At 62.1% G+C, this 25,609-nt stretch carries 20 protein-coding genes, 3 tRNA genes and 1 pseudogene; 4 read left to right on the forward strand and 20 right to left on the reverse strand.

Features of this window, described 5'->3' with window-relative positions:
- Window positions 1-3: 3 nt before the first annotated feature.
- The 16 genes and pseudogenes from MAIT1_RS08590 to pheA all read right to left on the reverse strand — a co-directional run bounded on the left by MAIT1_RS08590 (window position 4) and on the right by pheA (window position 13,490).
- Window positions 4-1,545: a PSP1 domain-containing protein gene (locus tag MAIT1_RS08590; RefSeq protein WP_085441864.1), complete on the reverse strand. Its 1,542-nt coding sequence runs from the start codon at window positions 1,543-1,545 to the stop codon at window positions 4-6.
- Between the two features lie 36 nt (window positions 1,546-1,581).
- Window positions 1,582-2,591 (reverse strand): annotated as a pseudogene (gene holB / locus MAIT1_RS22640) (DNA polymerase III subunit delta').
- Window positions 2,572-3,222, reverse strand: coding sequence for a dTMP kinase (tmk, locus tag MAIT1_RS08605; RefSeq protein WP_085441867.1), 651 nt, complete (start codon window positions 3,220-3,222; stop codon window positions 2,572-2,574). The pseudogene holB and the gene tmk overlap by 20 nt, the downstream one beginning before the upstream one ends.
- Window positions 3,219-4,223: an endolytic transglycosylase MltG gene (gene mltG, locus MAIT1_RS08610; protein WP_158089395.1), complete on the reverse strand. Its 1,005-nt coding sequence runs from the start codon at window positions 4,221-4,223 to the stop codon at window positions 3,219-3,221. Before mltG ends, tmk begins: the two co-directional genes overlap by 4 nt.
- A complete protein-coding gene (fabF, locus tag MAIT1_RS08615; RefSeq protein WP_085441869.1) occupies window positions 4,220-5,461 on the reverse strand; it encodes a beta-ketoacyl-ACP synthase II in 1,242 nt (413 codons plus the stop codon). Before fabF ends, mltG begins: the two co-directional genes overlap by 4 nt.
- A gap of 154 nt (window positions 5,462-5,615) precedes the next feature.
- Complete coding sequence (gene acpP, locus MAIT1_RS08620; protein WP_085441870.1) at window positions 5,616-5,852, reverse strand: acyl carrier protein; 237 nt, start codon at window positions 5,850-5,852, stop codon at window positions 5,616-5,618.
- 151 nt (window positions 5,853-6,003) lie between these two features.
- Complete coding sequence (gene fabG / locus MAIT1_RS08625) at window positions 6,004-6,741, reverse strand: 3-oxoacyl-ACP reductase FabG (RefSeq protein ID WP_085441871.1); 738 nt, start codon at window positions 6,739-6,741, stop codon at window positions 6,004-6,006.
- A 34-nt stretch (window positions 6,742-6,775) separates the two neighbouring features.
- Window positions 6,776-7,711 (reverse strand): ACP S-malonyltransferase, encoded by a 936-nt coding sequence (gene fabD, locus MAIT1_RS08630; protein WP_085441872.1) that lies wholly within the window; start codon window positions 7,709-7,711, stop codon window positions 6,776-6,778.
- Window positions 7,712-7,926: 215 nt separating this feature from the next.
- Complete coding sequence (locus tag MAIT1_RS08635) at window positions 7,927-8,562, reverse strand: LabA-like NYN domain-containing protein (protein ID WP_085441873.1); 636 nt, start codon at window positions 8,560-8,562, stop codon at window positions 7,927-7,929.
- A 350-nt stretch (window positions 8,563-8,912) separates the two neighbouring features.
- Window positions 8,913-8,987 (reverse strand) — tRNA-Gly (locus MAIT1_RS08645).
- A 38-nt stretch (window positions 8,988-9,025) separates the two neighbouring features.
- Window positions 9,026-9,102, reverse strand: a tRNA-Cys gene (locus MAIT1_RS08650).
- 36 nt (window positions 9,103-9,138) lie between these two features.
- Window positions 9,139-9,213, reverse strand: a tRNA-Gly gene (locus tag MAIT1_RS08655).
- Window positions 9,214-9,394: 181 nt separating this feature from the next.
- Window positions 9,395-9,937, reverse strand: a complete 543-nt coding sequence (gene pgsA, locus MAIT1_RS08660; RefSeq protein WP_085441875.1) for a CDP-diacylglycerol--glycerol-3-phosphate 3-phosphatidyltransferase — start codon at window positions 9,935-9,937, stop codon at window positions 9,395-9,397.
- Between the two features lie 17 nt (window positions 9,938-9,954).
- A complete protein-coding gene (gene uvrC, locus MAIT1_RS08665) occupies window positions 9,955-11,817 on the reverse strand; it encodes an excinuclease ABC subunit UvrC (protein ID WP_085441876.1) in 1,863 nt (620 codons plus the stop codon).
- Between the two features lie 9 nt (window positions 11,818-11,826).
- Complete coding sequence (lgt, locus tag MAIT1_RS08670; protein ID WP_085441877.1) at window positions 11,827-12,615, reverse strand: prolipoprotein diacylglyceryl transferase; 789 nt, start codon at window positions 12,613-12,615, stop codon at window positions 11,827-11,829.
- Complete coding sequence (gene pheA, locus MAIT1_RS08675) at window positions 12,612-13,490, reverse strand: prephenate dehydratase (protein WP_085441878.1); 879 nt, start codon at window positions 13,488-13,490, stop codon at window positions 12,612-12,614. The genes lgt and pheA overlap by 4 nt, the downstream gene beginning before the upstream one ends.
- Window positions 13,491-13,704: 214 nt before the next feature.
- Here pheA and MAIT1_RS08680 point away from each other — a divergent pair, with 214 nt between their 5' ends.
- From MAIT1_RS08680 to MAIT1_RS08690, 3 genes are all read left to right on the forward strand, one after another.
- Window positions 13,705-14,427 carry a class I SAM-dependent methyltransferase gene (locus MAIT1_RS08680; protein WP_198947832.1) on the forward strand — a complete coding sequence of 241 codons (723 nt, stop codon included), beginning with the start codon at window positions 13,705-13,707 and terminating at the stop codon, window positions 14,425-14,427.
- Window positions 14,424-18,380 (forward strand): ATP-dependent RNA helicase HrpA, encoded by a 3,957-nt coding sequence (hrpA, locus tag MAIT1_RS08685; RefSeq protein WP_085441880.1) that lies wholly within the window; start codon window positions 14,424-14,426, stop codon window positions 18,378-18,380. The genes MAIT1_RS08680 and hrpA overlap by 4 nt, the downstream gene beginning before the upstream one ends.
- A 383-nt stretch (window positions 18,381-18,763) precedes the next feature.
- The gene (locus tag MAIT1_RS08690) at window positions 18,764-19,807 is read left to right on the forward strand and encodes an IS110 family RNA-guided transposase (protein ID WP_085441881.1); all 1,044 of its coding nucleotides are present in this window, start codon (window positions 18,764-18,766) and stop codon (window positions 19,805-19,807) included.
- A gap of 787 nt (window positions 19,808-20,594) precedes the next feature.
- On the opposite strand, the gene rpoH is transcribed toward MAIT1_RS08690, so the two are convergent.
- The gene (gene rpoH / locus MAIT1_RS08695) at window positions 20,595-21,455 is read right to left on the reverse strand and encodes an RNA polymerase sigma factor RpoH (RefSeq protein ID WP_085442034.1); all 861 of its coding nucleotides are present in this window, start codon (window positions 21,453-21,455) and stop codon (window positions 20,595-20,597) included.
- Window positions 21,456-21,630: 175 nt separating this feature from the next.
- Here rpoH and MAIT1_RS08700 point away from each other — a divergent pair, with 175 nt between their 5' ends.
- On the forward strand, window positions 21,631-22,368 hold the full coding sequence (locus MAIT1_RS08700) for a lysophospholipid acyltransferase family protein (protein WP_158089396.1): 738 nt from the start codon (window positions 21,631-21,633) through the stop codon (window positions 22,366-22,368).
- Here the strand turns inward: MAIT1_RS08700 and rsmA are convergent, their stop codons facing one another.
- The 3 genes from rsmA to MAIT1_RS08715 are packed head-to-tail and all read right to left on the reverse strand — an operon-like array spanning window position 22,369 to window position 25,569.
- Window positions 22,369-23,196, reverse strand: a complete 828-nt coding sequence (rsmA, locus tag MAIT1_RS08705) for a 16S rRNA (adenine(1518)-N(6)/adenine(1519)-N(6))-dimethyltransferase RsmA (RefSeq protein ID WP_143814735.1) — start codon at window positions 23,194-23,196, stop codon at window positions 22,369-22,371.
- Window positions 23,189-24,277, reverse strand: a complete 1,089-nt coding sequence (pdxA, locus tag MAIT1_RS08710) for a 4-hydroxythreonine-4-phosphate dehydrogenase PdxA (RefSeq protein ID WP_085441884.1) — start codon at window positions 24,275-24,277, stop codon at window positions 23,189-23,191. The genes rsmA and pdxA overlap by 8 nt, the downstream gene beginning before the upstream one ends.
- Complete coding sequence (locus tag MAIT1_RS08715) at window positions 24,277-25,569, reverse strand: peptidylprolyl isomerase (protein ID WP_085441885.1); 1,293 nt, start codon at window positions 25,567-25,569, stop codon at window positions 24,277-24,279. The genes pdxA and MAIT1_RS08715 overlap by 1 nt, the downstream gene beginning before the upstream one ends.
- Window positions 25,570-25,609 lie beyond the last annotated feature (40 nt).

Here is a 25,609-nt window from a genome sequence, read left to right on the forward strand (position 1 = left end):
GAACTACTCTCCTGAGGCCCCGGATTGACCGCCGCTGGGCGGCGTCCCATTGGATGCATCACCGCCGCCGCCGCTTTTACGACGACGTCGACGACGCCGTTTGCGCGGCGCATCGGTCGCGCCACTGGGACTCTGTGCCTGGTGTTGAGCATTCTGTTCCCCGCCAGCGGGAGCCGTTTGCTGCTTCGTCGGGTTTTGCTCGCTGGGGGGATTGGAAGCGGCGCTGCTGGGATTTTGCGCGGCATCCGCGTTCTTATTGCGCCCGCGTCCACGACGGCGACGGCTTTTGCGTTTGCCGCCGCTGGCGGCCTCATCGCCCCCCTTTTGGGGGTCGTCTTGTGAGCTCTGCGTGGCGACGGCATCGCTCTTATTCTGTTGAGATGACAGACCAGCATCGTTGGACGCACTGTTGGCCCCACGGGCGCCGCGTCGTTGGGGGCCGCGACCCTCTTCCCGACTGGATCTGCGCGAACCACCGCCGCTTTTACGCGTGCTCGGCGCGCTCGCCTCACCCTTTTCCGTTGTCTCATCGCCCTGTTGCGCCATGGCGGGCTGTGCTGCCGCCTCCTCCTGACCTGGACGCGTTTGCAGCAGATCATCCAGGGAGACCAGCGAGCGCCAGCCCCCCTCCACCGCCTGCACCTCGCCGGTGCGCGCAATGGGGTGAACGCAGCGCAACGTGACCTCTTGACCCTCTGAGGTAAACAGGCGGGACTTGGGCTTGGGCAGTCCTTTGCGCAATTCTGTATAGGTATCGTTCTCGTAAGCCAGACAACACATCAGGCGTCCGCAGATGCCGGAGATGGCGTCCGGATTGAGCGACAGATCCTGGTTCTTGGCCATGCGCACGGAGACGGGATGAAACTTCTGCAGATGCTGCGCGCAGCACAAAGATTGGCCGCAAGCGCCCATGCCGCCCAGCATTTTGGCTTCGTCGCGCACCCCCACCTGACGCATCTCAATGCGCATTTGCAGCTCTTTGGAGAGCTCCTGCACCAGCTCACGAAAATCCACGCGGGCGTCGGCGGTGAAGTGGAAGATCGCCTTGTTGGCGCCCTGCAGGGTCACCTTGGCCAGCTTCATGGGCAGCTTCTTCTGCCGAATCATCACTTGGCAGGCGCGCTTGGCGTCGCGTTCGCGCTGCTCGCGCGTCTCCTGCGCATCGCGATCTTTGTCGGTCACAACGCGAATGATGCGCGTAATGTGGCCGAAACCGGCGCGCTGTGCGGCCTCTGCGCTAGCGGGGATAATATGGTCGATGGCCCCGGTGATGACATCGCCAGCGCGGGTCTCCAGCAGCACTTCATCGCCGCAATTGAGCTTGGCGATGCGGGATTTCACGCGATGAATGGCGCCGGAGCGTTGTAACTTCACGCCAACAACCCGGTGTGGACCATTGCGCGCGCCGCCATTGCGTCCGCGCTTCTGCCCACTCTGAGACGGCGAGTTGGACTCGGCTCGGTTGGATCCGGCTTGGCTGGACGGGGGCGGCGCAGCAGAAGCGCCGCCTTCTGATGAAGGCGGAGTGATGGGTGTTTCGCTCATGGATGTGCGGTTCTCACCTCTGGCTGGATCGATGCGTCACGACGCCTGGCGCATAACACGGGCGGTGCGGATCAAGATCGTTTCCAGAGTCAACTGTTTGTTCAGATTGTAAACAGTCGCCTGCGCGCTGATGTTTTCAAACCACTGTAAATGGGCCAACCACAAGCGTGCGGCATGGACATTTTGGGGGTTGGACTCGTCTGCGCGCCGGTCCTGTAATTTTTCTGTTACGTTAGCATGAATCCGATCGCCAAGCCATCCTTGAAGCGTATCCAGGGCGATAGGAAAAGCGCTTTTCTCCGCCCATTGCTCGGCGAACTGACACACCGCGCCCAAAGAGGCCTCGGGCAGGCGCTGTAACTGCTGAATAAAGCCCTCGCGTTTGGCCAGGGCGTCGCCATCGCACAGATCCAGCGCACGCTGGACTTGACCGCGCGCCGCCGCTGCGGCGCTGGCGCGGACAGTCGTCTCCTCCACCCCATGGGTGTGCAAAATGGCGTCAATCTCGGCAGGCTCCAGGGCGGAGAAGGTCACCTGCTGACAGCGGGAGCGGATGGTGGGCAGCAGCAGTCCCGGGCGCTGGGTGATGAGGATCAACAGCGACTGCGCAGGGGGCTCCTCCAGGGTTTTGAGCAGCGCATTGGCGGCGCTGGCGTTCATCTGCGCAGCGTCATCCACCAGGGCGATGCGCCACCCCCCTCCAGCGGCGACAGGGCGATATCGTGGATCAAGTCGCGCACCTGCTCCACCAGAATCTGCGTACGCCCCTCCTGTTTTTCCACCCGGCGGAAATCCGGGTGGGTGTCCGCCGCCACCTTGCGACAGCCAGCGCAAACGCCACAGGCAACGGCGCAATCATTGGCGCGCATCAGGGGGTTATGACACAAGAGACTCTGCGCCAGGGCGATGGCGCTCATGCGCTTACCGACGCTGGGCGGCCCGCTCAACAACAGGGCGTGGGGCAGTCGGTCGGCGGCCTGGGCGGCTTGCAGACGGCGCAACTGCGGCGCGTGTCCGCCAATGGCGTCATACAGCGTTGCGGACATCGCCGGTCAACTCCCAGATGCGCTCGGATAGCGCATCGATGCTCAGGCTGGCGTCCACCACCCGCATGCGCCCCGGTTCGCTGAGCGCGCGCTGGCGGAACGCTTCCCTGACGCTGTGATGGAACGTTTCACGCTCCTTTTCGAAACGCTGTTCGGCGTCGCCGCGGGCGCGTGAGCGCTGCAGGCCAATCTCCGAGGGCAGATCCAGAAACAGGGTCAGATCCGGCGTCAGATCATCCCGCGCCCACTGCTCGGCGCTGTCCAGGCGCGCCCCCGCCAGATTGCGTCCAGCGCCTTGATAGGCCAGGGTGCTGTCGTGAAAGCGATCACACAACACCCACTTCCCGGCCTCCAAAGCGGGCTGAATCACCCGCATCACATGTTGACGCCGCGCCGCCAGCACCAAAAACAGCTCGGTCACCGGCTCCATGCCGCCGGGATCCCCCTGCACCAGCAGCGCGCGTATCTGTTCGGCAAGGTCGCATCCACCGGGTTCGCGGGTGATCAAGGTGGCGACGCCCATGGCGTCCAGACGGCTGGCCAAACGTTGAATTTGTGTGCTCTTGCCCGCCCCTTCGCCGCCTTCAAAGGTGATGAAGCGACCGCGAGCCGTGTGCGGCGCAGCGTTCATTGGGATTTTTTACGCTTTTTCAGTTGGTAGCGGCGCACATTGCGGTTGTGTTGCGCCAGCGTCTCGGAGAAGGCGTGGTAGCCGTTGCCCTTGGCCACGAAGAAAATCGCCTTGGTTTCCTGGGGATGCAGCGCCGCATGGATGGCGTCACGCCCGGGGTTGGCAATGGGCGTAGGCGGCAGCGCCGGGATCACATAGGTGTTGTAGGGGGTGGCTTCGCGCAGATGCTTGCGGGTGATGTTGCCGTCAAAATTCTCGATGCCGTAGATCACGGTGGGGTCGCTCTGTAGGCGCATGCCGCGCTTCAGCCGATTGTGGAACACCCCGGAGATCAGCGGTCGCTCGGCGGCGCGTCCAGTCTCTTTTTCGATGATGGAGGCTAGAATCAGCGTCTCATAGCGGGTCAATGGATGCGTCGGCGGGCGCGTCAGCCACTCGCTATCGAGCACATGACGCATGCGATTGGCCATGCGTCGAAACAGACTGAGCGTGCGGGTGCCGGAGGTATAGAAATAGGTGTCGGGGTAGAGCCACCCCTCCAGCGCCGCCAAGCCGCTCGCCTCCGCAGGGCTCTGGATGATGGCGCGCAGCGCAGGCGCATCCAAGGCGGATTGGATATTGTCAAAACCCGCCTGCTGCATGCGCTGGATCACATCGCCGACCGTCAACCCTTCGGGGAAGCCAAACGCATGCTGCACCACTTCGCCGGCGTGGAGCTTGGCCAGCACTTCGCGCGGACCGTCGCCGGGCTCAAAGTGGTACTCGCCGGCGCGAATCACCCCTTCCGGGGCGCGCCACGCCTGCAAGCGGAAGCCCAACGCCGACTCCACCACACCCCGACGGGCCAGTTCGGCGCCGGTTTGCGCTGCGCCCCACCCTTTGGGGATGGTGACAGTGATGCGCTCATCCAGAGAGTGGCGCATATAGCGGTCATATCGATGCCAGCACCAGAGCGCTAGAACGATGGCGAATACCGATATGACCGCGATTCCGCGCTTCAAGGCGCTTTTTTCAGCACCAGAGTGGCGTTGGTGCCGCCAAAGCCGAAGGAGTTGGAGACAGCGGCTTCCAATTTGACTTCACGCGCGGTGTGCGGCACGTAGTCCAGATCACACTCAGGATCCGGGTTGTCCAGATTGATGGTGGGAGGGATCACCCCTTCAGACAGCGCCATGGCGGTGAAGATCGCCTCTACGCCGCCCGCCGCGCCCAACAGGTGGCCGGTCATGGATTTGGTGGAACTGACCATCAGGCCATTTTTGGCGTAGTCGCCGAACACCGATTTGACCGCCATGGTTTCGCCAACGTCCCCTGCCGGGGTGGAGGTGCCATGGGCGTTGATATAGCCGATCTGCTCGGGATTGAGCTGCGCATCGGCCAGCGCCGCGCGCATGCAGCGCGCCGCCCCTTCGCCGCCGGGCGAGGGCTGGGTGATGTGGTGGGCGTCGCCGGACATGCCGTAGCCGACCACTTCCGCATAGATCTTGGCGCCGCGTTTCTGCGCGGATTCCAGCTCTTCGAGAATAACGATGCCAGAGCCGTCGGCCTGTACAAAGCCGTCACGATCCTTATCCCACGGACGCGACGCCTTGGCGGGCTCGTCGTTGCGGGTGGAGAGCGCCTTGGCGGCGGCGAAACCGCCGATGCCCAGTTCGCAGATGGCCGCTTCGGCGCCGCCCGCCATCATGGCGTCGGCCTCATTGCGTTGAATCATGCGGAAGGCGTCGCCAATGGCGTGTGCGCCGGTGGAACAGGCGGTAACCACCGAGTGGTTGGGCCCCTTGAAGCCATACTTGATGGAGACCTGACCGGAGATCAGATTGATCAGCGCGCTGGGGATGAAGAAAGGCGAGATGCGGCGCGGCCCCTTCTCCAGAATCTGCTGTGCCTGGGTCTGGATCGCCACCAGGCCGCCGATGCCCGAGCCCACGGTGATGCCGATACGGGTGGCGTTCTCTTCCGTCACTTCGAGTCCAGAGTCCTCCATGGCCAACTGCGCGGCGGCCATGCCGAAGTGAATGAAGCGATCCATCTTCTTCACATCTTTTTTCGGAATCCAATCCTCGGCGTTGAAGTCGGGAACTTCACCGGCGATGCGCACGCTGTATTCAGTGGCGTCGAACAGGGAGATCGGGCCGATGCCGGAGCGCCCCTCCATCAGTCCCTGCCAGGTCGTTTGATTGCCAACCCCCAACGGGGTCACCAGACCCACCCCTGTGATGACCACTCTGCGCGTCATGGCCGCCTCCGCGTCAATTCGTCTGAAAGATGCAACATAAGCACAAAACCGCGCAGGCGCTGTTATCAGCAAACGAGCTGCAAACAGCGCCTGGCGGTTTCAAGAATCCCCGCACGCCGGGAGAACCAGCGCACGGCGGCGCCCAAAGGGCGTCTTAGTCCATATTGGCGTTGATGTAGTCAATCGCCTCTTGCACGGAGGTGATCTTTTCAGCCGCCTCGTCGGGAATTTCGCAACCAAACTCCTCTTCCAGAGCCATCACCAGCTCAACGCTGTCGAGGGAGTCGGCGCCCAGGTCATCGACAAAGTTGGAGTCGGTGTTGACTTTTTCGGCGTCCACGCCCAGTTGTTCCACCACGATCTTTTTCACGCGTTCAACAATGTCGCTCATTGATTTCGTTCCCTTAAGTGAGGCGCCGCGCGCCCGTGGCGGCGCTGCGCTGAAGATGGACTGCTTTCACTCGAAGCTTCGGCGCCTGGGGTCTCCTCGCCGACAGTTTCGATTTTGATCAACGGCGCATCGCCGTTTAATCCGTAACAAATTAACCCATATACATGCCGCCGTTGACATGCAAGGTCTCGCCGGTGACATAGCTGGTCGACTCCGCGGCCAGATAGGCCACCGCGCCTGCGATATCCTCTGCCGAGCCCATGGCTCCCGTGGGAATTTGTGAGAGGATAGCCTCCCGCGCCTGATCATTCAATGCTTCGGTCATATCGGTGGCGATGAAACCGGGCGCCACGCAGTTGACCGTGATGCCGCGCGGGGCGACTTCACGCGCCACACTGCGGGAGAAACCCACCAGTCCGGCCTTGGCGGCGGTGTAGTTGGCCTGACCGGGATTGCCGGTGAAGCCCACCACCGAGGTGATGTTGATGATGCGCCCGAAGCGCGCCTTCATCATCGGCTTGAGCGCCAGTTTGACCAGACGAAACACGCTGCTGAGATTGACGTTGAGCACCGCCTCCCAATCGTCCTCTTTCATACGCAACATCAGGCCGTCGCGGGTGATGCCCGCATTATTGACCAGAATGTCGATGCGGCCAAACTTGCCCATGGCGGCGTCGATCAATTGCGCGGCGGACTCCGATTGGCTGAGGTCAGCGGACACGCCCAACGCCTGCACGCCCAAAGCTTCAATTTCCGCTACGGTTTGGGCGATCTTCTCTTGATTGGTTCCGCTCACCACCACATGGGCGCCGCGACGCGCCAGATCCAGCGCGATGCTCTTGCCGATGCCGCGCGTGGAGCCGGTGACCAGGGCGACGCGATCCTTCATAGTAACTGCTCCCATTTGCTACAAATTTCTTGGATTACAGATCCGCCAACGCGGCCAGATCTTCCGGCCCATTGACCGGAATGGCGCGGGCGCTTTTATCGATGCGCTTGAGCATGCCGCACAGCGCCTTGCCGGTACCCAGCTCCAGGAAGGTGTCCACGCCCTCATCGAGCAAACGCTGCATGGAGGCTTCCCAGCGCACCGAGCCGGTCACCTGTTCCACTAGTTGACGGCGCACGGTCTCGGCGTCCTGGGTCGGCGCGGCGCTGACATTGGCGATCAACGGCACGCTCAGATCATTGATCTGGGCGTCAGCCAAAGCCGCTTGCATCGCCTCGGCGGCGGGTTGCATCAGGGGACAATGGAAGGGTGCGGAGACCGGCAGCAGAAGGCAGCGCTTGGCGCCGCGCTCCTTGGCCAACTCCACCGCCTTCTCCACCGCCGCTTTGGCGCCGGATATGACGATCTGCACGGCGGTGTTATAGTTGGCGGGCACGCACACGCCGCCGGTAGCCTCGGCCGCCTCGGCGCACACCGCCTCGACGTCGGCTTCGGCCATATTCAGCATCGCCGCCATGGCGCCCTGCCCCACCGGGACCGCCGACTGCATGGCGTCGCCGCGCAGACGGGTCAGCCGCACCGCATCGGCAAACGCCAGACCGCCCGCCGCACAGATGGCGGCGTATTCGCCCAGGGAGTGGCCGGCGACAAAGTCGGGGCGGATGGCGGTGCGCTCGGTGACCATCTGATACGCCGCCATAGCGGTGGTGACCAGCGCTGGTTGCGTATTGCGCGTGAGGGTCAATTGATCCTCTGGGCCATTGAACATCAGCCCGCTTAAGGATTCGCCCAACGCGGCGTCAGCCTGCTCAAAATAGGCGCCAATGGCGCCGCCTTCGGCGCTCAACGCCTGACCCATGCCGACGCTCTGCGCGCCTTGTCCGGGGAACAGAAAAGCTATCTTACCCATGAACCGCCCTTTGTTATGCTGGCGTGATATGTTTCAAGTCGATCACACATCATCCTAAAATCATCGATGTGGGTCCAGGGTTGATGCGACTCAATTGGAAAGCCACATGATGATTTTGGCGATGCGTGCAGGCTTTATACGCAAAAACGCTCCCGTTTTCACGGGAGCGTTTGCATTTTTTCATCGGCGGGCGTCGCTGCGCCAGCAGCAACCCGTTAAGGGGCCTGGTTGCCAATATTGTCCGGCGTCGCGCTGGGGGCGCTTTGCTGCGGGTGCGCCCCGCCCGGGGAGCCATGCTGCTCGCGGATCAACTCATCCTTGATCTTGGCCAGCTCCAGGAAGTAGTCAGCTTGACGACGCAGTTCGTCGGCGATCATGGGCGGATGGGTCAGCAGAGAGCTGATCACGGTCACGGTCTTGCCCTGCTCCTGCAGCGCCTCGACCACGCTGCGGAAGTCGCCGTCGCCGGAGAACAGCACCGCATGATCATAGTTGGGAGCCAAGCGCAGCATGGAGACAGCGATCTCAATGTCCATATTGCCCTTGGTGCGCTTGTTACCGGTGACCGGGTCCACATACTCTTTGATGGGCTTGGTCACCACGGAATAACCGTTGTAGGCGAGCCAGTCCACCAGCGGGCGGATGGGCGAATACTCCTGATCATCGCCCAGCGCGGTGAAGTAGTAAGCGCGCATCAGGCGGCAGCGACCGCGGAAAAACTGCAGCAGCTTTTTGTAGTCGAAGTCGAAACCCAGGGAGCGGATTGCGGCATACAGGTTGGAACCGTCGATGAAGACGGCAATACGGTCGTTCTTGTGGAAAATGTAGTCGGGAACCGTGGCGTTACCCATGATGCGGGGTCCTTTTTATTGCGCGGTCGGGGCTGGAGGCGAAAGCAGCGAGCCGACCGTCGTGAAATTTTCGCCGATATCGGCTAATGGGGATATCGGCGACCTCAACAAGCGTGATTATTCCGCTTGCAACTTCCTGAAAACGACCGTACTGCCTGTCTGTCTTCGTTAACTCATCAGACAGTTCAACAACCAGAGGGTTCAACACGCGTTGCAGCATAGAAGAGTTATTCTACTCAATTCTACTCACAACAGACAACTTGAACACCGCTGCGCATCCATATCACAAACAAAAAAGGCGGCACTGCGAGGTACGGCAGGCCGCCTTATGGACCGTCAAGCGATCGAATTGGAGCGGGAGAAGGGATTTGAACCCTCGACATCAACCTTGGCAAGGTTGCGCTCTACCCCTGAGCTACTCCCGCAGGATAGATAATTTTCAACGCCTTCGTTAGCAAAGAGCTGGAGGCCGGGGTGGGATTCGAACCCACGAATAAAGGTTTTGCAGACCTCAGCGTTAGACCACTTCGCCACCCGGCCATCATCGCAATCGCGAGAATGTGTGAAGAGAGAAAATGGAGCGGGAGAAGGGATTTGAACCCTCGACATCAACCTTGGCAAGGTTGCGCTCTACCCCTGAGCTACTCCCGCACGCTTGCTACTCTACCACAAATTCCGTGCTTTGTACGACTGTTCACCGTGGCTGTGGTTGTTCGCTTGGCCAACGGTGAGGGGATGTTATAAGGCAATGTCGGCGACGGGTCAAGCAAACGATGCGCAAATTTGAAAAAAAATTCTCGCGCAATCGTGTGAACCCGGCGCAACAGGCGTGTTACGGTCGGATTTTATCCCACGCATCGCGCATGTAGTAGAACGCCGACCACACCGACAGCACGGCGGAGACGTACAGGCACAACTGCCCGGGCATCCCCAGCGGCAGGCTAAAAAAGGAGTCCTGCAGCAGCGCCATGCCGATGCCGAGCATCTGCATGGCGGTTTTCCACTTGCCAATCCAGGAAACCGGCGCGCCGCTGCCCTGCCCGGCCATGAACTCCCGCAGCGCCATCACCAGGATCTCGCGGATGATGAGCACCATCACCACCACCAGATCGACGCGCTGTTGATCAAGCAGAATCACCAGGGCGGCCACCACCAACAACTTGTCGGCGACGGGATCGAAGAACTTGCCAAACGCCGACACCAACCCCTGCTTGCGCGCGATATAGCCATCGGCCCAATCGGTCACGCCAGCGATGGCGAACAGACTGGCGGCGACCAGGTTGCCCCAATCGCCGGACAGGTAGATCGCCCCCACAAAGAACGGGATCATGATAATCCGGCTCAAAGTGAGCCAGTTGGGCAGATTCAGATGCACGATGCGCAGCTCTTACGTCAGGAGTCCGATTTCAAAGCGTCCAATATGGTTTCGGCCAGGGTTTGGGAGACGCCGGGCGTCTGCGCCAATTCGCGCACGCTGGCTTCCGACACCCCGCGCGCCGAGCCAAACCGGGCGATGAGCGCCTTCTTGCGTCGCGGACCCACGCCGGGGATGGCGTCCAGGGCCGATTTGATCTGCCGCTTGCCGCGCTTGTTGCGATGAAAGCCGATGGCGAAGCGGTGCGCTTCGTCGCGGATCTGTTGCAATAGAAACAGCGCAGGCGAGTCGTGAGGGAGTATAAGGGGTTCGTCGGCGTCGGGCAAGAACAGCCGCTCGCGTCCGGCATTGCGCTCCGGTCCTTTGGCGATGCCGCAAAAGGCGATGTCATCCATCTGCATTTCGCGCGCGACCCGCATCACCGCATTGAGCTGCCCCTGGCCGCCATCCAGCAGGATTAGATCCGGCCACGCCTCACCGCTCCCTTCACTCTGTTCATTTTCGCTGTTTTTCAAGCGGGTGAGACGGCGTGTGAGCACCTCGGCCATGCGCGCCGTATCGTCGGCGAGATTGGGATCCTTGAAGTTGAATTTGCGGTATTGGTTTTTGCGGAACCCTTCCGGGCCGAACACGATCATCGCCCCCACCGCCTCGCTGTCCTGGATGTGGGACATATCGTAGACCTCAATGCGGTCTGGCGTCTGCGGCAGATTGAGCGCCTCGGTCAGCGCCTCCAGCTTGCGCCGCACCTCCTCCTGCCCGCTCATATGGCGCTGCAGCGCCTGCTTGGCGTTGTCCCTGGCCAGCATCAACAGGCGGTGTTTTTCGCCGCGCTGGGGGCGGGTCAGGGTGACCCGCTGGCCGCGTCGCTCGGAGAGGGCATTCTCCAACCACGCCCGCTCGGTGAGATCGAGATCCACCACCACTTCAGACGGTGGCGGCTTATCGCTGTAGAACTGCTGCAGGAACTGTTCGAGGATCTCTTCAGGATCGGAGTCGCCGGTCTGCTCCAGAATCAATCCACGACTGCCCAGATTGACCCCCCGGCGGATGAAGAACACCTGCGCCGAAGCGATGCCGCCGCCCAGCTCAATGGCGGCGATATCCATATCGGCGTCAGCGGCCAGATTGACTCGGCGCTGACGCTGCACATATTCGATGGCGCGGATACGGTCCCGCAGCACCTTGGCGCCTTCAAAGTCGCGCTCTTCAGAGGCCGACCACATGGCCGCTGCGAGCATCTCGGTGAGCTGCTTGTCCTTGCCCTCCAGGAACAGAATGACGTCGCGGGTCAGCGCTGCGTACTCTTCAGTACTCACCCGATCGCAACAGGGTCCGTTGCAGCGGTGAATCTGAAACTGCAGACAGGGACGCGTGCGCAGATTGAACTCGTTATCATCGCACTGACGGATGGGGAAGATCTTCTGGATCCACTTGAGGGTCTCGCGCACCGCATGGGCCGACGGATAGGGTCCGTAGTACTTGCCTGGCGGTCTGCGGTCGCCGCGATAGAGCGACAGGCGCGGAAACGCATGGTTGGTGCTCAGGTGCAGATAGGGGTAGGACTTGTCGTCCTTGAGCAGCACATTATAGCGCGGCTTGAGCTTTTTGATCAGCGACGCTTCCAGAATCAGCGCCTCGCTCTCGGTTTCGGTGATGGTCACCTCCAGCCCACGGGCCAGACTGAGCATCACCTGAATGCGCGGCGATTGCTGATTCTTGGTGAAATAGGAGAGCGTGCGCTTGCGCAGCTGCTTGGCCTTGCCCACATAGAGCACGGTTCCGCCTGCGTCCAGGTAGCGATAGACGCCAGGCGCCAGCGGCAGGCTCTTGGCGACCTTTTTCAGCGGATGGGCGGGGGCGCGCGGTTCGCTGGACATGAGCGTCGCTTACGCCGCCTGCGCGCCTTTGCGCTGGGCGCGCAGCAGCAGTCCCAGACCGACCAGGAACATGGGCAGGGTGAGCCATTGGCCCATGGAGAGCCCCAGCGCCAGTAGCCCCAGATGGGCGTCGGGTTCGCGCACGAACTCCACCAGGAAGCGACACACCGCATAGCCCATGATGAACAGCCCCAGCAGGAAGCCCGCCGGACGCGGCTTATTGCCCAGCGTCCACATCAGAATGAACAGGCAGACCCCCTCCAGGAAGGCTTCATAGAGTTGGCTGGGATGGCGCGGCAACGGACCGCCGGTGGGGAACACCATAGCCCAGGGGACGTCGGTGACGCGGCCCCACAGCTCGCCATTGATGAAGTTGCCGATGCGTCCCAGCAGCAGCCCCACCGGGGCGATGGGGAACGCCAGGTCGGCCAGTTGCAGGCAGGGAATGCCGGATTTTCGCGAATAGAGCAGGCAGGCGGCGATGCCCCCCAGCAGACCGCCATGGAACGACATGCCCCCCTCCCACACGCGCAGAATGGCGAGGGGATGATGCAGATAGTAGTCGAACTGGTAGAACAGGATATAGCCGAAGCGTCCGCCCAGCACGATGCCCATGAGGGTGTAGATGAGAATATCGCCCAGATGGTCCGAAGTCAGTTGCGGCATGAAGCGCTTGGCGCGGTAGTTGAGCAGCGGCCAGGCAAAGAGGAAGGAGAGCGTGTACATCAGCCCGTACCAGCGCACCGCCAGCGGCCCGACTTCGAAAATGATGGGGTCGAACTGCGGATAGGCGATCATGCCCCCTCCTCGCCCGCTTGCGGGTCGGGATCTTCCGGCGGTTTGGGCGCTTCCGGGTAGCTGCCGAGAATTTTCAGGCTGTGGGTGAAGAAGCCCAGCTCCTCGATGGCCAGTTGCGACGGTTCATGGTCGGGGCGGCCCTGGAAGTCCAGATAGAAGTGGTAGCTCCAATCCTTGCCCGCCACCGGGCGCGACTCCAGGCGGGTCAGGTTGATGCCGTTGGTGGCGAAGCCGCCCAGGCATTTATACAGCGCGGCGGGGATGTTGCGCACCTCAAACAGCAGGCTGGTCTTGACCGATTCAATTTGCGGATCCAGCGGCTTGCCCTGTTTGGAGATAACCAGAAAACGGGTGGTGTTGCGGCGGCTGTCCTGAATGTTGCGCGCCAGGATCTCCAGGTCATAGAGCTCGGCGGCCAGCTCCGAGGCGATGGCCGCTTCGTGGGGGTGGCCGTTGCGGCTCAGATCCTCGGCGGCGCCGGCGGTGTCGTAGACGGCGACGCGCTCCCACCCCTGACGTTTGAGAAAGCCCTGACACTGCGCCAACGCCTGCGGGTGTGAGTAGACTTTGCGCACCTGCTCCAAGCTCACGCCACGATGGGCCATCAGGCAGTGGCGAACCGGCAGGAAGTATTCGCCGATGATGTGCAGATCCTTGATCGCCAGCAGGTCGTAGCTGTCGGAGACCACCCCGGCCATGCTGTTCTCCACCGGGACCATGCCCAACTGCACGCGCCCCTCATCCACCGCGTCAAACACCTCCTCGAAGGTTTTGAACGGGAGGTATTCGCCGCCGGGCAGACGTTCGCGGCACGCCTGTTCGCTATAGGCGCCGGGCATGCCCTGAAAGGCGACGCGCAGAGGAGCTGTGGTCATACGGGTATCCATTTATCAACGACGGGGCGCGCCTTTGATGAGCCGACGCTTCATGCTAGGATCGCCCGGAAATTTCGCGGGCGACCATCTTAGGCCGCTGCGGCCCAAGAAGCAAATCCAGCAGACGATTTCCCCGCGTTTTCCCCAAGGAGCGCCATTGACCACAACGCAGCCCCCCCTTGGCGTTTGGGCCGAAAGCCTGGACGTTCAGTCCGTGGCACAACAATGGGCCGCGCGCCTGCGCCTGCCCTGCATCGCCTCCGCCGAGGGGATGAGCCATCTTCTGGTGGTGACGGCGGAGCGCTTGGAGCTGCGCGCGCTGACGGATCCCACCGGCGGCGGACCGGTCTTCGCCGAGTTCAGCGGCGGCGCGGCGGAGAACTGGGAGCGCGGCCAGCCGTTGGCCAAGGCGGTGGGGGTCAAAGGCGGCGTCACGCCGTCCATTCTGGACGCCACCGCCGGACTGGGCGGCGATGCCTGGATTCTGGCCCGCCTGGGCTGCGCGGTGACTCTGATCGAACGGTCTCCCATCATCGCGGCGCTGCTGGAAGATGCGTTACAGCGCGCGCAACGGGATGACGAGGCGGCGCCTTTGGCGACGCGGATGCGTCTGTTGGCGGGCGATGCGCGGGAGCTGATGGCGCAGTGGTCCGACGAGCCGCCGGATGTGATCACGCTGGACCCGATGTTCCCGGAGAAGAAGAAGGGCGCGCTGCCCAACAAGGAGATGCGGCGCCTGAAACAATTGGTGGGCGACGACGCCGATGCGGCGGAAACGTTGGCGGGGGCGCTGCAACTGGCGGGCAAACGGGTGGTGGTCAAACGCCCCCTAAAGGCGCCGCCGTTGGACGGCCCTAAGCCGGGCCACGCCATCAGCGGGCGCAGCACCCGGTTTGACGTCTATCACGTGGCTAACAGCAAGCAAGTGAATTCATGAGTCAAGCAGCCAAGCACCCCAAGCAACGCCTGAATACCCTCTGGACGCAACTGGATAACGCCCTGCGGCGCGATCAGACGCGCCTGCGGCGGCGCATCCAGGGCGCGCAGAAGGCGGTCAAGCAGAATCGCGGCCCCAAGGAGGAGACCCTGCTTGAGTTGGAGCAGGCGGTTTCTGATGCGGTAACCCGGCGTGATGAGCGCGTGCGCGCCATCCCTGAGCCCAACTTCCCCGAGCAACTGCCGGTTAGCGCGCGCCGGGATGAGATCGCCGCGGCGATCCGCGAGCATCAGGTGGTGGTGCTGTGCGGCGAGACCGGATCGGGCAAGACCACACAACTTCCGAAAATCTGTCTGCAGTTGGGACGCGGCGTCAATGGCTTCATCGGCGTCACCCAGCCGCGCCGCATCGCCGCCCGCGCCATCGCCGAGTATCTGGCGGAGGATCTGGGCTCTGCGGTGGGCGAAACCGTCGGCTACAAAGTGCGGTTTCACGACCGTGTGAATGCCCACTCCCTGGTCAAGGTAATGACCGACGGCATGCTGCTGGCGGAGACCCAGCAGGATCGCTGGCTGGAGGATTATGACACCCTCATCGTCGACGAGGCCCACGAACGCAGCCTCAACATCGATTTCCTGCTGGGCTACATCAAGCGCATCCTGCCGCGCCGTCCCGATCTCAAGCTGATCATCAGCTCCGCCACCCTGGACACCGAGAAGTTCAGCAAGCACTTCGACAACGCTCCCATTATCGAGGTCTCGGGCCGCGCCTATCCGGTGGAGACGCGCTATGCGCCCATCACCCTGCGCGATGAGGATGAAGACGAAGTATTCCCGGCGCCCGGCAAGCAGCAGCAGGCGGACCTGCGCATTGCGGCGATTCTGGATGCGGTGGACGAACTGTTCCGCGACACCGATAACGGCGATGTGCTGGTGTTTCTGCCCGGCGAACGGGAGATTCGCGAAACCGCCGAGGCGCTGCGCAAGCACCACCCGCCCCATACCGAGGTGTTGGGGCTCTACGCCCGCCTCTCCGCCGCCGAGCAGCATCGAATTTTCCATCCCGGCGACAAACGGCGGGTGATTCTGGCCACCAACATCGCCGAAACCTCGCTCACGGTGCCGCGCATTCGCGGCGTGGTGGATACCGGCTTGGCGCGCATCAGCCGCTACTCGGGCCGCACCCAGGTGCAGCGCTTACCCATAGAAAACATCTCCCAAGCCTCGGCCAATCAGCGCAAAGGGCGCTGCGGGCGCATCGCCGACGGCATCTGCATTCGCTTGTATAGTGAGGAGGAGTTTCTCAATCGTCCCGAACACACCGATCCCGAGGCGCTGCGCACCTCCCTGGCGGCGGTAATCCTGAGTATGAAGTCGCTCAATTTGGGCGATCCGTTGGATTTTCCGTTTATCGATCCGCCGCGTCCCAACGCCGTGCGCGACGGTCTGCGCCTGCTGGATGAACTGGGCGCCATCGAAGCCGACGGCGCCTTGACCGAAGTAGGGCGCCATCTGGCCAAACTACCAGTGGATCCGCGCATTGGCCGGATTCTGCTGGCCGCCAATGAGCGCGGCGTGTTGACCGAAGCGCTGATCATCGCCGCCGCCCTCTCCACCCAGGATCCGCGCGAACGTCCCGATGATCAGAAACAGAAGGCCGACGACGCCCATCGTCGCTTTGCCGACAACCGCTCGGAGTTTCTGGCTCAGATCAACCTCTGGCGCTTCATCGAAAAGGGCCAGAGGCAGGCCGGATCGGCCAACAAATTCCGTAAGTTTCTCAAACAGAATTTCCTCTCCTGGGTGCGGGTGCGCGAGTGGCGCGATATCCACCAGCAGCTCACCATCACCATCAAGGAGTTGGGCTTTCGTCCCAATATGACTGAGGCGGCGTATGAACCGCTGCATCAGTCGATCCTCACCGGCCTGCTGGGCAACATCGGCTTTAAGGTGGAGAAGCGCCAGTTCGATGGAACCCGGCAGCTAAAATTCCACGTTTTTCCCGGCTCCCACCTCTACGCCAAGCCGCCCAAGTGGATCATGTCCGCCGAACTGGCCGAGACCAGCAAGCTCTATGCGCGGCAGTGCGCCAAGATCGAGCCGGAGTGGGTGGAGCTGGTGGCGCCGCATCAGGTGCAGAAGCAGACCTTCGAGCCCCACTGGTCCAAACGCGCCGGACAGGTGAGCGCCTATGAGCGGGTGTCGCTGCTGGGCCTGACCCTGGTGCCCAAACGACTGGTGCACTACGGCCCCATCGACCCGGTCGCTTCACGGCAGATCTTCATTCAAGAGGCGCTGGTGGCGGGCGAAATCCACAGCGACGCGCCGTTCCATCTGCACAATCGCCGCCTCATCGCCGAAGCCGAGGAGTTGGAGCACCGCGCCCGCGCCCGCGGTATTCTGGCGGAAGATTACGAACTGTTCCGCTTCTTCGATGAGGCGCTGCCCGAGTGGGTGGTGAGCGTGCGGGATCTCACCCGCTGGCGGCGCAACGCCGAGAAGAAAAACCCCAAAGCGCTCTTTCTGCCGCGTGACCTGGTGATCCACAGCGACGAGTCCGATATCAGCGGCGAGGAGTTTCCCGGCCATCTGACCATCCTGGGTCAGGAGATCGCCCTGGAGTATCAGTTCACCCCCGGCCATGGAACCGACGGGGTAAGCGCCCATATCCCCCTGCCCGCCCTGGCGCAAATGCCCGCCGCGCCGTTTGAGTGGCTGGTTCCTGGAATGCTGGAGGAGAAGCTGCTGGCGCTGCTCAAAACGCTGCCCAAGAGTTTGCGCCGACCCATGGTGCCGCTGCCCGATGCGGCGCGCACGCTGATGCGGGATCTGACCTTCGGCGACGGCCGCTTGATCGATGCGGTGGAGCGCGTGGTGGAGAAGCGCTACCGGGTGGCCATCTCCCGCGATGATTGGGATTTGAGCCGGGCGCCAGAGCATCTGACATTGAATTTCAAGGTCCTGGAGCCCAAGACGGGGCGTCTGCTGGCTCAGGGGCGTGATCTGACCGCGCTGCAGGCGCAACTAGGGGCCGAGGCCAAGACGGAGTTCGACGCCCTGCCCAAGTCCTCCCATGAGATCAGCGGCAAGACCAGTTGGCAGTTTGGCGCTATCGACGAGCGGGTGGATATCGGCCGCGCAGGACGCCCTCTCTACGCCTACCCGGCCCTCACCGATGAAGGCGATACCGTGGCGTTGAAGCTGTATGATGCGCCGCTGGCGGCGCGCAACGCCCATGAACGCGGATTACGCCGTCTGTTCCTGCTGCAACTCCCCTCCATCGCCAAGACCCTGCTCAAGAATCCGCCGATCAATAAGGCGGCGCAGGTGGGGTTGGGCGAGATCGAACGGCGTGAACTGCTCAACCGGGAGTTCGCCTTCGCCGCCGCCCAGCGCGCCTTTATCGACCCGGCGGGCGGCGCGGAGAGGATTCGCACTGAGGCGCAATTTCTCGCCGCTTTTGAAGCGGGGCGCGCTCACCTGATGCCGCAAGCCGACAAAATGGCGCGTCTGCTTGAATCGATTCACAGCGCGCGGGAGCTGCTCAAGAAGCGCCTGAAAGCGCCCAAACATCCGGCGGAACGCCATCTGGCGGGCTCTATCAAGACGCATCTGGCGGCACTGCTCTATCCAGGCTTCCTGCTGCAGACGCCGTTGGATCAATTGGCGCACTATCCGCGCTATTTGAAGGCGGCGTTCCTGCGCTTGGAGCGCGGCGGCGCATCGCTGGAGAAGGATAAACAGAAGCTGGAACAGGTCGCCGTGTGGGAGGCGAAGTTGGAGAAGCTCAAAGCCAAGCGCGAAGCCGATGCGCCATGGCCGGAGGAGATGCAGGCGTTCCGCTGGATGATCGAAGAGTATCGGGTGTCGCTGTTTGCGCAGGATCTGAAAACCGCCATCCCGGTCTCCGAAAAGCGGTTGGAGAAGCAATACGACGCCATTCCGGCGCAATAGCCCCGCAATGAATCGCCATGAGAATCCAAAACTGTGCAGTTTTGGTTTTGACGCACTATAGCGATCTGTGCTTGTCCACTTCTAATATCTATAGTCACCGCAATTCAGAATTGCACAGGCTCCTCAATGTTTGTGTGACACAGGTAAAGCTTGCGCTGACTATTGGCCTCCGGCTGGCCGGAGGCGGGATTGATTCGGGCCATCCATGGCCCTCACCCTGCGGGCTCGCTGCGCGAGTCCGATTTGGCCATCCTGCCAAATCGTCATAGGGTCTGTGACCCTTAAGCGGGTGTAATGGAATGGTCCGCTCCGCTACCCAAACGGCCTCGCAATGGGCCAAGATGGTGGTGTGTTTTTCCATCTAAACGGAGTCGGAGCGGACCATGAGCAATCATATCGAAAACGGACAGGTACGGGTACTGGGTATTGATCTGGGCAAGAGCGTGTTTCAGTTGCATGGCGTCGATGCGAGCGGCAAAAGCGTTCTCAAGAAGCGACTGAAACGAGACGAGCTCCTGGAGTACATGGCGCAACTGCCGCCGTGCCTGGTGGGGATGGAAGCCAGTAGCGGCGCCCACCATTGGGCGCGGAAATTTCAGGGATATGGGCATGATGTGCGTTTGATGGCGCCGCAATATGTGAAGCCCTACGTGAAGCGGCACAAGAACGACAGCGTGGATGCAGAGGCGATTTGCGAAGCGGTACAGCGGCCGAATATGCGTTTTGTGGGGATCAAAAGCGTTGCCCAGCAAGAGATATTGTCGCTGCATCGGATACGCAGTCTGGCGGTGAAGAACCGCACGGCGTTGGTGAACCAGATTCGCGGACTGCTTGCCGAGTATGGGATTGTCTTTCCCAAGAGCATCAAACAGGCGCGGCGGGCGATTGTGCTGATTTTGAGTGATGAGAGCTCGGAAATGAGCGCCAATTTTCGCGTAATTCTGGAGGATGAGCGCGATGAGTTGGCGCATTTGGATGAGCGCATCGGCAAATATGAGCGTGAGATTGAGGCGCTGGCCAAGGCGGAGCCGCAGTGTCGATTGCTGATGACGATCCCGGGAGTGGGACCGATCACGGCGACGGCGCTGTTGGCGTCGGTGGGGGATGTGCGGGCGTTTAAGAATGGCCGGGAGCTGTCGGCATGGATAGGGTTGGTTCCCAATCAGCACTCCACAGGCGGCAAGGCGTGGCTGACGGGGATCAGCAAGCGGGGAAACGGTTATCTTCGCACCCTGTTGATTCATGGGGCGCGGGCGGCGTTGCGCGTGTGTGAAAACAAGCTGGATCGCCGCAGCCAGTGGGCAGTGTCGGTGTCGGAACGTCGCGGCGCAAATAGAGCAGTGGTGGCGCTGGCCAACCGCATGGCGCGCAGCGCGTGGGCGATGCTGGTGAAGCAGGAGGCCTATGGGGCCAGCGCCGCTGTGTAGAGAGAGCGCAATACAACTCTAAAAGAAAAACAGGCCGATAAGGAAAGAGAAAGAGATCCCACCAGCCAGGTTGCGAGAGAGAGTCGAGATTGATGGCGTGAAACGGCATAGCCCTGCGTGGTCAAGAACCTGTTTCGCCCAAGGGCCCATTGAGGCCGAGGGTGTGTTGAGGAGGGCCACGCGCAAATTCCATCAGGGCCAGAGGGCGACAAGCCCCTCATCAACAGGCCGGATACATGGGCGCGACTAAGCCTCACACATCAGTGGACATTTTCTCTTGCCGTGGCGGAGCGGACCATACATGGGCGGAGCCCACGATTTGGCAGGAATGCCAAATCGGACTCGCGCAGCGAGCCCGAAGGGTGAGGACCAGGGATGGTCCGAATCACGGTGTAGCTGTTGATCTTGGGAGCTCGAGGGCGGAGCCCTCGATATCTTCTCGCTTCAAATGTCTAATTCTCTTCTGCGGCGACTATATAGCTGAGCAAAACCAAAATCAGACAAGGAACAAGCTTCATACAGATGAGGAAGTAAAATTCACGAGGGTCCAGGGAAATCGGACTTGTCCTCATTGGCCTGGTGGGTCCAGGGCAACGCCCTGGCGGGTCGAGGGCGGAGCCCTTGTGGGGTCTGGGGCAACGCCCCAGCCTCTTGAAGCGCCCTCACGCCTTTGCCTCTTTGTCAGATTCAGATTTTGACCGGTTATCATGAGAATATCGCCACAAACAAAAAGGGCGGGATCAAACGATCCCGCCCTTTTCTATTCTATTGCCTGGCAAACTGTGACTCAGGCGCCCATCAACATCGGCTCATCGCCCGAGAGGATGCCGCGCATCTTCTCCAGAGCGCGTTTTTCCAACTGGCGGATACGCTCGCGGGAGACGCCGAAACGCTCGCCAAGGGTTTCCAGCGTGGCCGGTTGCGCATTGAGAATGCGCTCCTGCACGATGATGCGCTCACGCTCGTTCAAGCCCGCCATGGCGCGGGCGGCGGCTTCGCGCCGCAGACGCTGCGCCTCATCCTCCAACAACAGGGTCTCCTGGTTGGGGGTCTGGTCGGCCAGCAGATTCTGAATCTCTTCGCCATCCTCCACCGCCGTGCGGTTGAGGCTGTCGTCGCGACCGGCCAGACGCGCATCCATCTCCAGCACCGCTTCGCCGGAGACGCCCAGACGCTCGCCGATCTCTTGCGCCTGCACGGTGTCCAGACGGTCGATGGTGCTCTTGCTCTTGCGCAGGCTGAAGAAGAGTTTGCGCTGCGCGGCGGTGGTGCCGATCTTGACCAGACTCCAAGAGTGCAACACATACTCCTGAATGGAAGCCTTGATCCACCACAGCGCGTAGGTGGCCAGACGGAAACCTTTATGGGGATCGAAGCGTTTGACCGCCTGCATCAGACCCACCGAGCCCTCTTGCACCAGATCCATGAAGCGCAGGCCGTAGTAGCCCTGGTACTCCTTGGCAATGCGCACCACATAGCGCAGATACGCAGTCACCAACTTATGCGCGGCCTCGATATCCTCTTTTTCGCGATAGCGCACCGCCAGGTCGAACTCCTCCTGGGCCGAAAGCATGGGAAAGCTGTCCACCTGCGCCAGGAATTGGTCCAAATGCCTCTCATCACGAAGCGCCACAAGCATGTTGGTCATGGCGTACGCCCCTCTGCCAAACGGATGATGACGATCGCGCGTATAACGCGCTTTTTCAGCGGTGAAATCTTGCCCGCCGCTGGTTTCATACTTATAGATAGGTGCTGTTTTCAAAAGTTCAAGCCCCTTTCGGCAAAAAAATCGCCGGAAAATGCAAAAAAAACGTGAGTCCGCTATGCTGATTTTGCTTCGCTCTTCTGTCTACTTCCTGCTCATGGTGGGCGGCATTCTGGTCTACGGCCTGCTGCTGTCTCTGCTGTGGCCGGTAACCGCCATCGACACCCGTCGCGCCATCGCCGCTTCTTGGGGCCGCTACAACGCCCTTTCGCTGGCCTTGGCCTGCAACCTACGCCATGAGATCCAGGGAATGGAGAATCTGCCGCCGCCGCCCTACGTGATCATGGCCAAACATCAATCGGCCTGGGAGACTTTGGTGTTCTATGGCGTTTTTCCACGAATCGCCTGGATTTTGAAAGAGAGCTTGGGAAAGATACCGGTTTTTGGCTGGGCGCTCAAGGCCACAGGTCAACTCTTTATCGATCGCTCCAATCCCGGCGAAGCGATGCGCATGCTCAAGCGCGAAGGCAAGCGCATTTTGGGCGAAGGGACCAGTCTGGTGGTGTTCCCCGAAGGCACCCGCGTGGCCCCGGACGTGGTGGGCGACTACAAGGCGGGCGGCGTGGGCTTGGCGCTGGACTCCAAACTGCCCATCGTGCCGGTGGCGCATGACGCCGGAGTCTACTGGCCTGCGCGCGGATTCCTCAAAAAGCCCGGACTTATCCGCGTGCGCATCGCCCCGCCCATTGAGACCGCCACGCGGGGCAAGCATGAGCGCAACGCCATTCTGGAGGAGGTCAAACAGGCCATCGAGAGCCGTATGCAACAGATCGCCCAGGAGCGGGCGAAGGATTGATCAGGCGGCGGCTTCGGCGGCGCGATAGAGCGCGACGAACTCGTCAAAGGAGAGGGTTTCGCCCCGACGTCCGGGATCAATGCCCGCCGCCTCCAGCCAATTCACCGACTCCGCGCCCAACGGCTTGAGAGTGTTGCGCAGGGTCTTGCGGCGCTGGGCGAAAGCGGCTTTGACGATGCGATGGAAGCGCTCGGGATCGGCCAACTCCGCGCGCGGGGCGGGACGCATGCGGATGTGGATCACCGAGGACACCACCTTGGGCGGCGGATGGAACGCGCTGGGGGGGACATCGAACAGCACATGGGCGTCGGCCCACAGACGCAGCCAGACGGTGAGCGCGCCATAATCCTTATTGCCCGGCGCGGCGGCCAGACGCAGCGCCACCTCGCGTTGGAACATTAACGTCATGCTGGCGAAGGCGTGGCGCTGATCCAAGAAACGCCCCACCAGCGGCGTGCTGATGTTATAGGGCAGATTGGCCACCAGATGCAGCGGCCCGCCCAACTGCTGCGCCAACTCGGCGTAGTCCACTTGCAGGGCGTCGCCATCCAGGATGGTCAAATCCCCCACCCCGTGGGCCTCCACCCGCAGCAGCTCCGCCAGCTTCTCGTCGCGCTCCAGCGCCCACAGGGTTTTCACCTTTTCCAGCAGCGGAATGGTCAGCGAGCCCAAGCCTGGACCGATCTCCAACACCGGATCGCCGGGATTGACTCCGGCGGAGGCGACGATGCGGCGGGTGATCTCCGGATCGATGAGGAAGTTCTGACCCAACCCCTTGCGCGGCGCCAGACCATGGATTTTGAGCTGTCGCAGAATGCGCTCACGCATGCGCCGCCTCCCCATGCTGGGCGCGCCACATGCGACGGCTGGCGGCCATCTGCGCCGCCGACTCGATGGCGATGAGCAGCGAACGGTGATCCGCCGCCCCGCGCCCGGCCAGATCATAGGCCGTGCCGTGGTCGACGCTGGCGCGCACGATGGGCAGCCCCAGCGTGATGTTCACCGCCTCGCCAAAGGCGAGCATTTTGATGGGGATCAACGCCTGATCATGGTACATGCAGACGATGGCGTCATAGCGGCTGCGGGAGCGTTCGGAGAAGAGGCTGTCGGCGGGCCAGGGGCCGGTCATCTCCCATCGGGAGATCAGACCAGTGGACTGCAGCATGGTGGAGGCCAGCGCCATGGCTGGTTCGATGATGCGGCTCTCCTCATCGCCAAACGCGCCCGCCTCGCCCGCATGAGGATTGAGTCCGGTGACGGCGATGTGCGGCGGATGCGGCAGCGAGAAGTCCTGCGCCAACGCCACGGCGGTGGTCACCAGGGTCTGCGCCAGCCCCTCCACAGTGAGGGCTTGCGGCACGCTGGCCAGGGATTGATGGATGGTGGCGGGGATCACCCGCAGACCGCGCCCAGCCAACATCATCACCGGCGGCGTGGCGCTGTGGGTGAACTGGCCCAGCAGTTCAGTATGCCCCGGGATATCGAAACCGCCCAGATGCAGCGCGGATTTGTTGATGGGAGGCGTGGCCACGCCATCCACCAGACCCCCCATGGCCAGGTCGCACGCCATGCGAATGCTCTCCACCACCGCTTGGGCATGGCCGCCATGGGCGACGCCAAAATGGAGATGGTCGCGATCCACCTTGTGCGTGGTGGGCAGCACAGGCAGCGCCTTGGGGTCCAACCCCTGCGCCTCGCGCACATCGCTGAGCACCGCCAACGAACAGGGCAATCCCACGGCGCGCGCAGCCCAAGCCAGCACCTCCGGGTCGCCCAGCCAGACCCAACGCGGCGCATCGGTCGAACGCGCCACAAAGGCTTTCAGGACCAACTCCGGCCCCACCCCCGCCGGGTCGCCCATGGTGACCGCAATGAGCCCCGACGCGCGCGCCGACTCGGCGTGGGCCATTAATACTTCTCCACATAGGCGCGCAAGCGCAGATCCCGCAGCCACTGGGAGAAGCGCGCCTTGGTGCGGGCCTCCAGCAGACGCCGACGCAGCGCGTCACGCTGGGCCTCGAAGGAGTCGCCATCGATGCTCTGACGCTCCTCCACCAGAATCAGATGCCAACCAAATTCGGTGCGCACCGGCTCACTGACCTGGCCCACCTCCAGCGCAAACGCCGCCTGCTCAAACGGGGGCGTCATCTCGCCTTTGCCGAAGAAGCCCAAGTCGCCGCCATTGGCGCCGGAAGGCCCTTCGCTGACCTCTTTGGCCATCTGCGCGAAGTTGGCTCCGTCGACGATCTTCTGGCGAATCGCTTGAATCTGTTGCAACGCCGCCTCCACCTCGGCCTCAGAGGCGTCGCGCTCCAGTTTGATCAGAATATGGCTCGCATGGACTTTCTGTTGGGCCGGTTTGGCATGGGCGCTCTTATCGCGCCGCACATCCAGCAGTTTGAACACATGAAACCCCTGGGGAGAACGCAGCGGTTTACTGATCTCTCCCTTTGTCAGCTCGAACAGCGCACGCTCCATCTCCGGCAGCAACTCGCCACGTTTGAACCAGCCCATATCGCCGCCGTTCAAACCGCTGGGATCATCGGAGTGCTGGCTGGCCAGTGTGGCCAGAGAGCCGCCATCACGCAGTTGCTGGGCCAGCTCCTCGGCGCGATTGTAGGCCTTCTCCACCTCCAGCTCCGGCGCGCGCTCATCCAGCGCGATGAGGATCTGCCCCACGCGGCGCTCCTCGGCGCCCTCATCACTCTCTTTGGCGCTCTCATACAGATCGCGCAACTCCTCCTCGGAGACCGACACCAGCGGGCGGATCACCCGCCGCAGCAGCTGCGTTTTGATCATGTCGTCGCGTAGCTGGTTCAGATAGTCCTCCCAATCACCACCCTGCTGGGCGACGATTTTCGGCATATCCTGCGGCGAAACGCCATTTTTACGCGCGATGCCTGCGGCCATCTTCATCACGTCGCGATCACTGGCGACAATGCCGAACTGTTTGGCTTTGTTGCGCTGCAGGATGCGCATGATCAAGCTGTCGAGCACGCGATTGTAGATACGCGCCGGATTGGCCGGACTGCCCGAAGCGTTCAACCGCTCCAGAATCGGGCCCGCCTTGGCGCGCACCTCCGAAGCAGTGATCACCTCCCCCTCCACCACCGCGGCTACGCGGTCCAGCGGTTCGCCCGCCCAGGCGGCGGAGGTCAAGAGCCATAGCAGCGCCATCCAGACCGTTACGCGCAATTTCATGCGGTTCTCCCTCTTCACGGCAAACGCCCCAGCGGGCGGT

This window comes from Magnetofaba australis IT-1 (assembly GCF_002109495.1).
Lineage (GTDB): Bacteria > Pseudomonadota > Magnetococcia > Magnetococcales > Magnetococcaceae > Magnetofaba > Magnetofaba australis.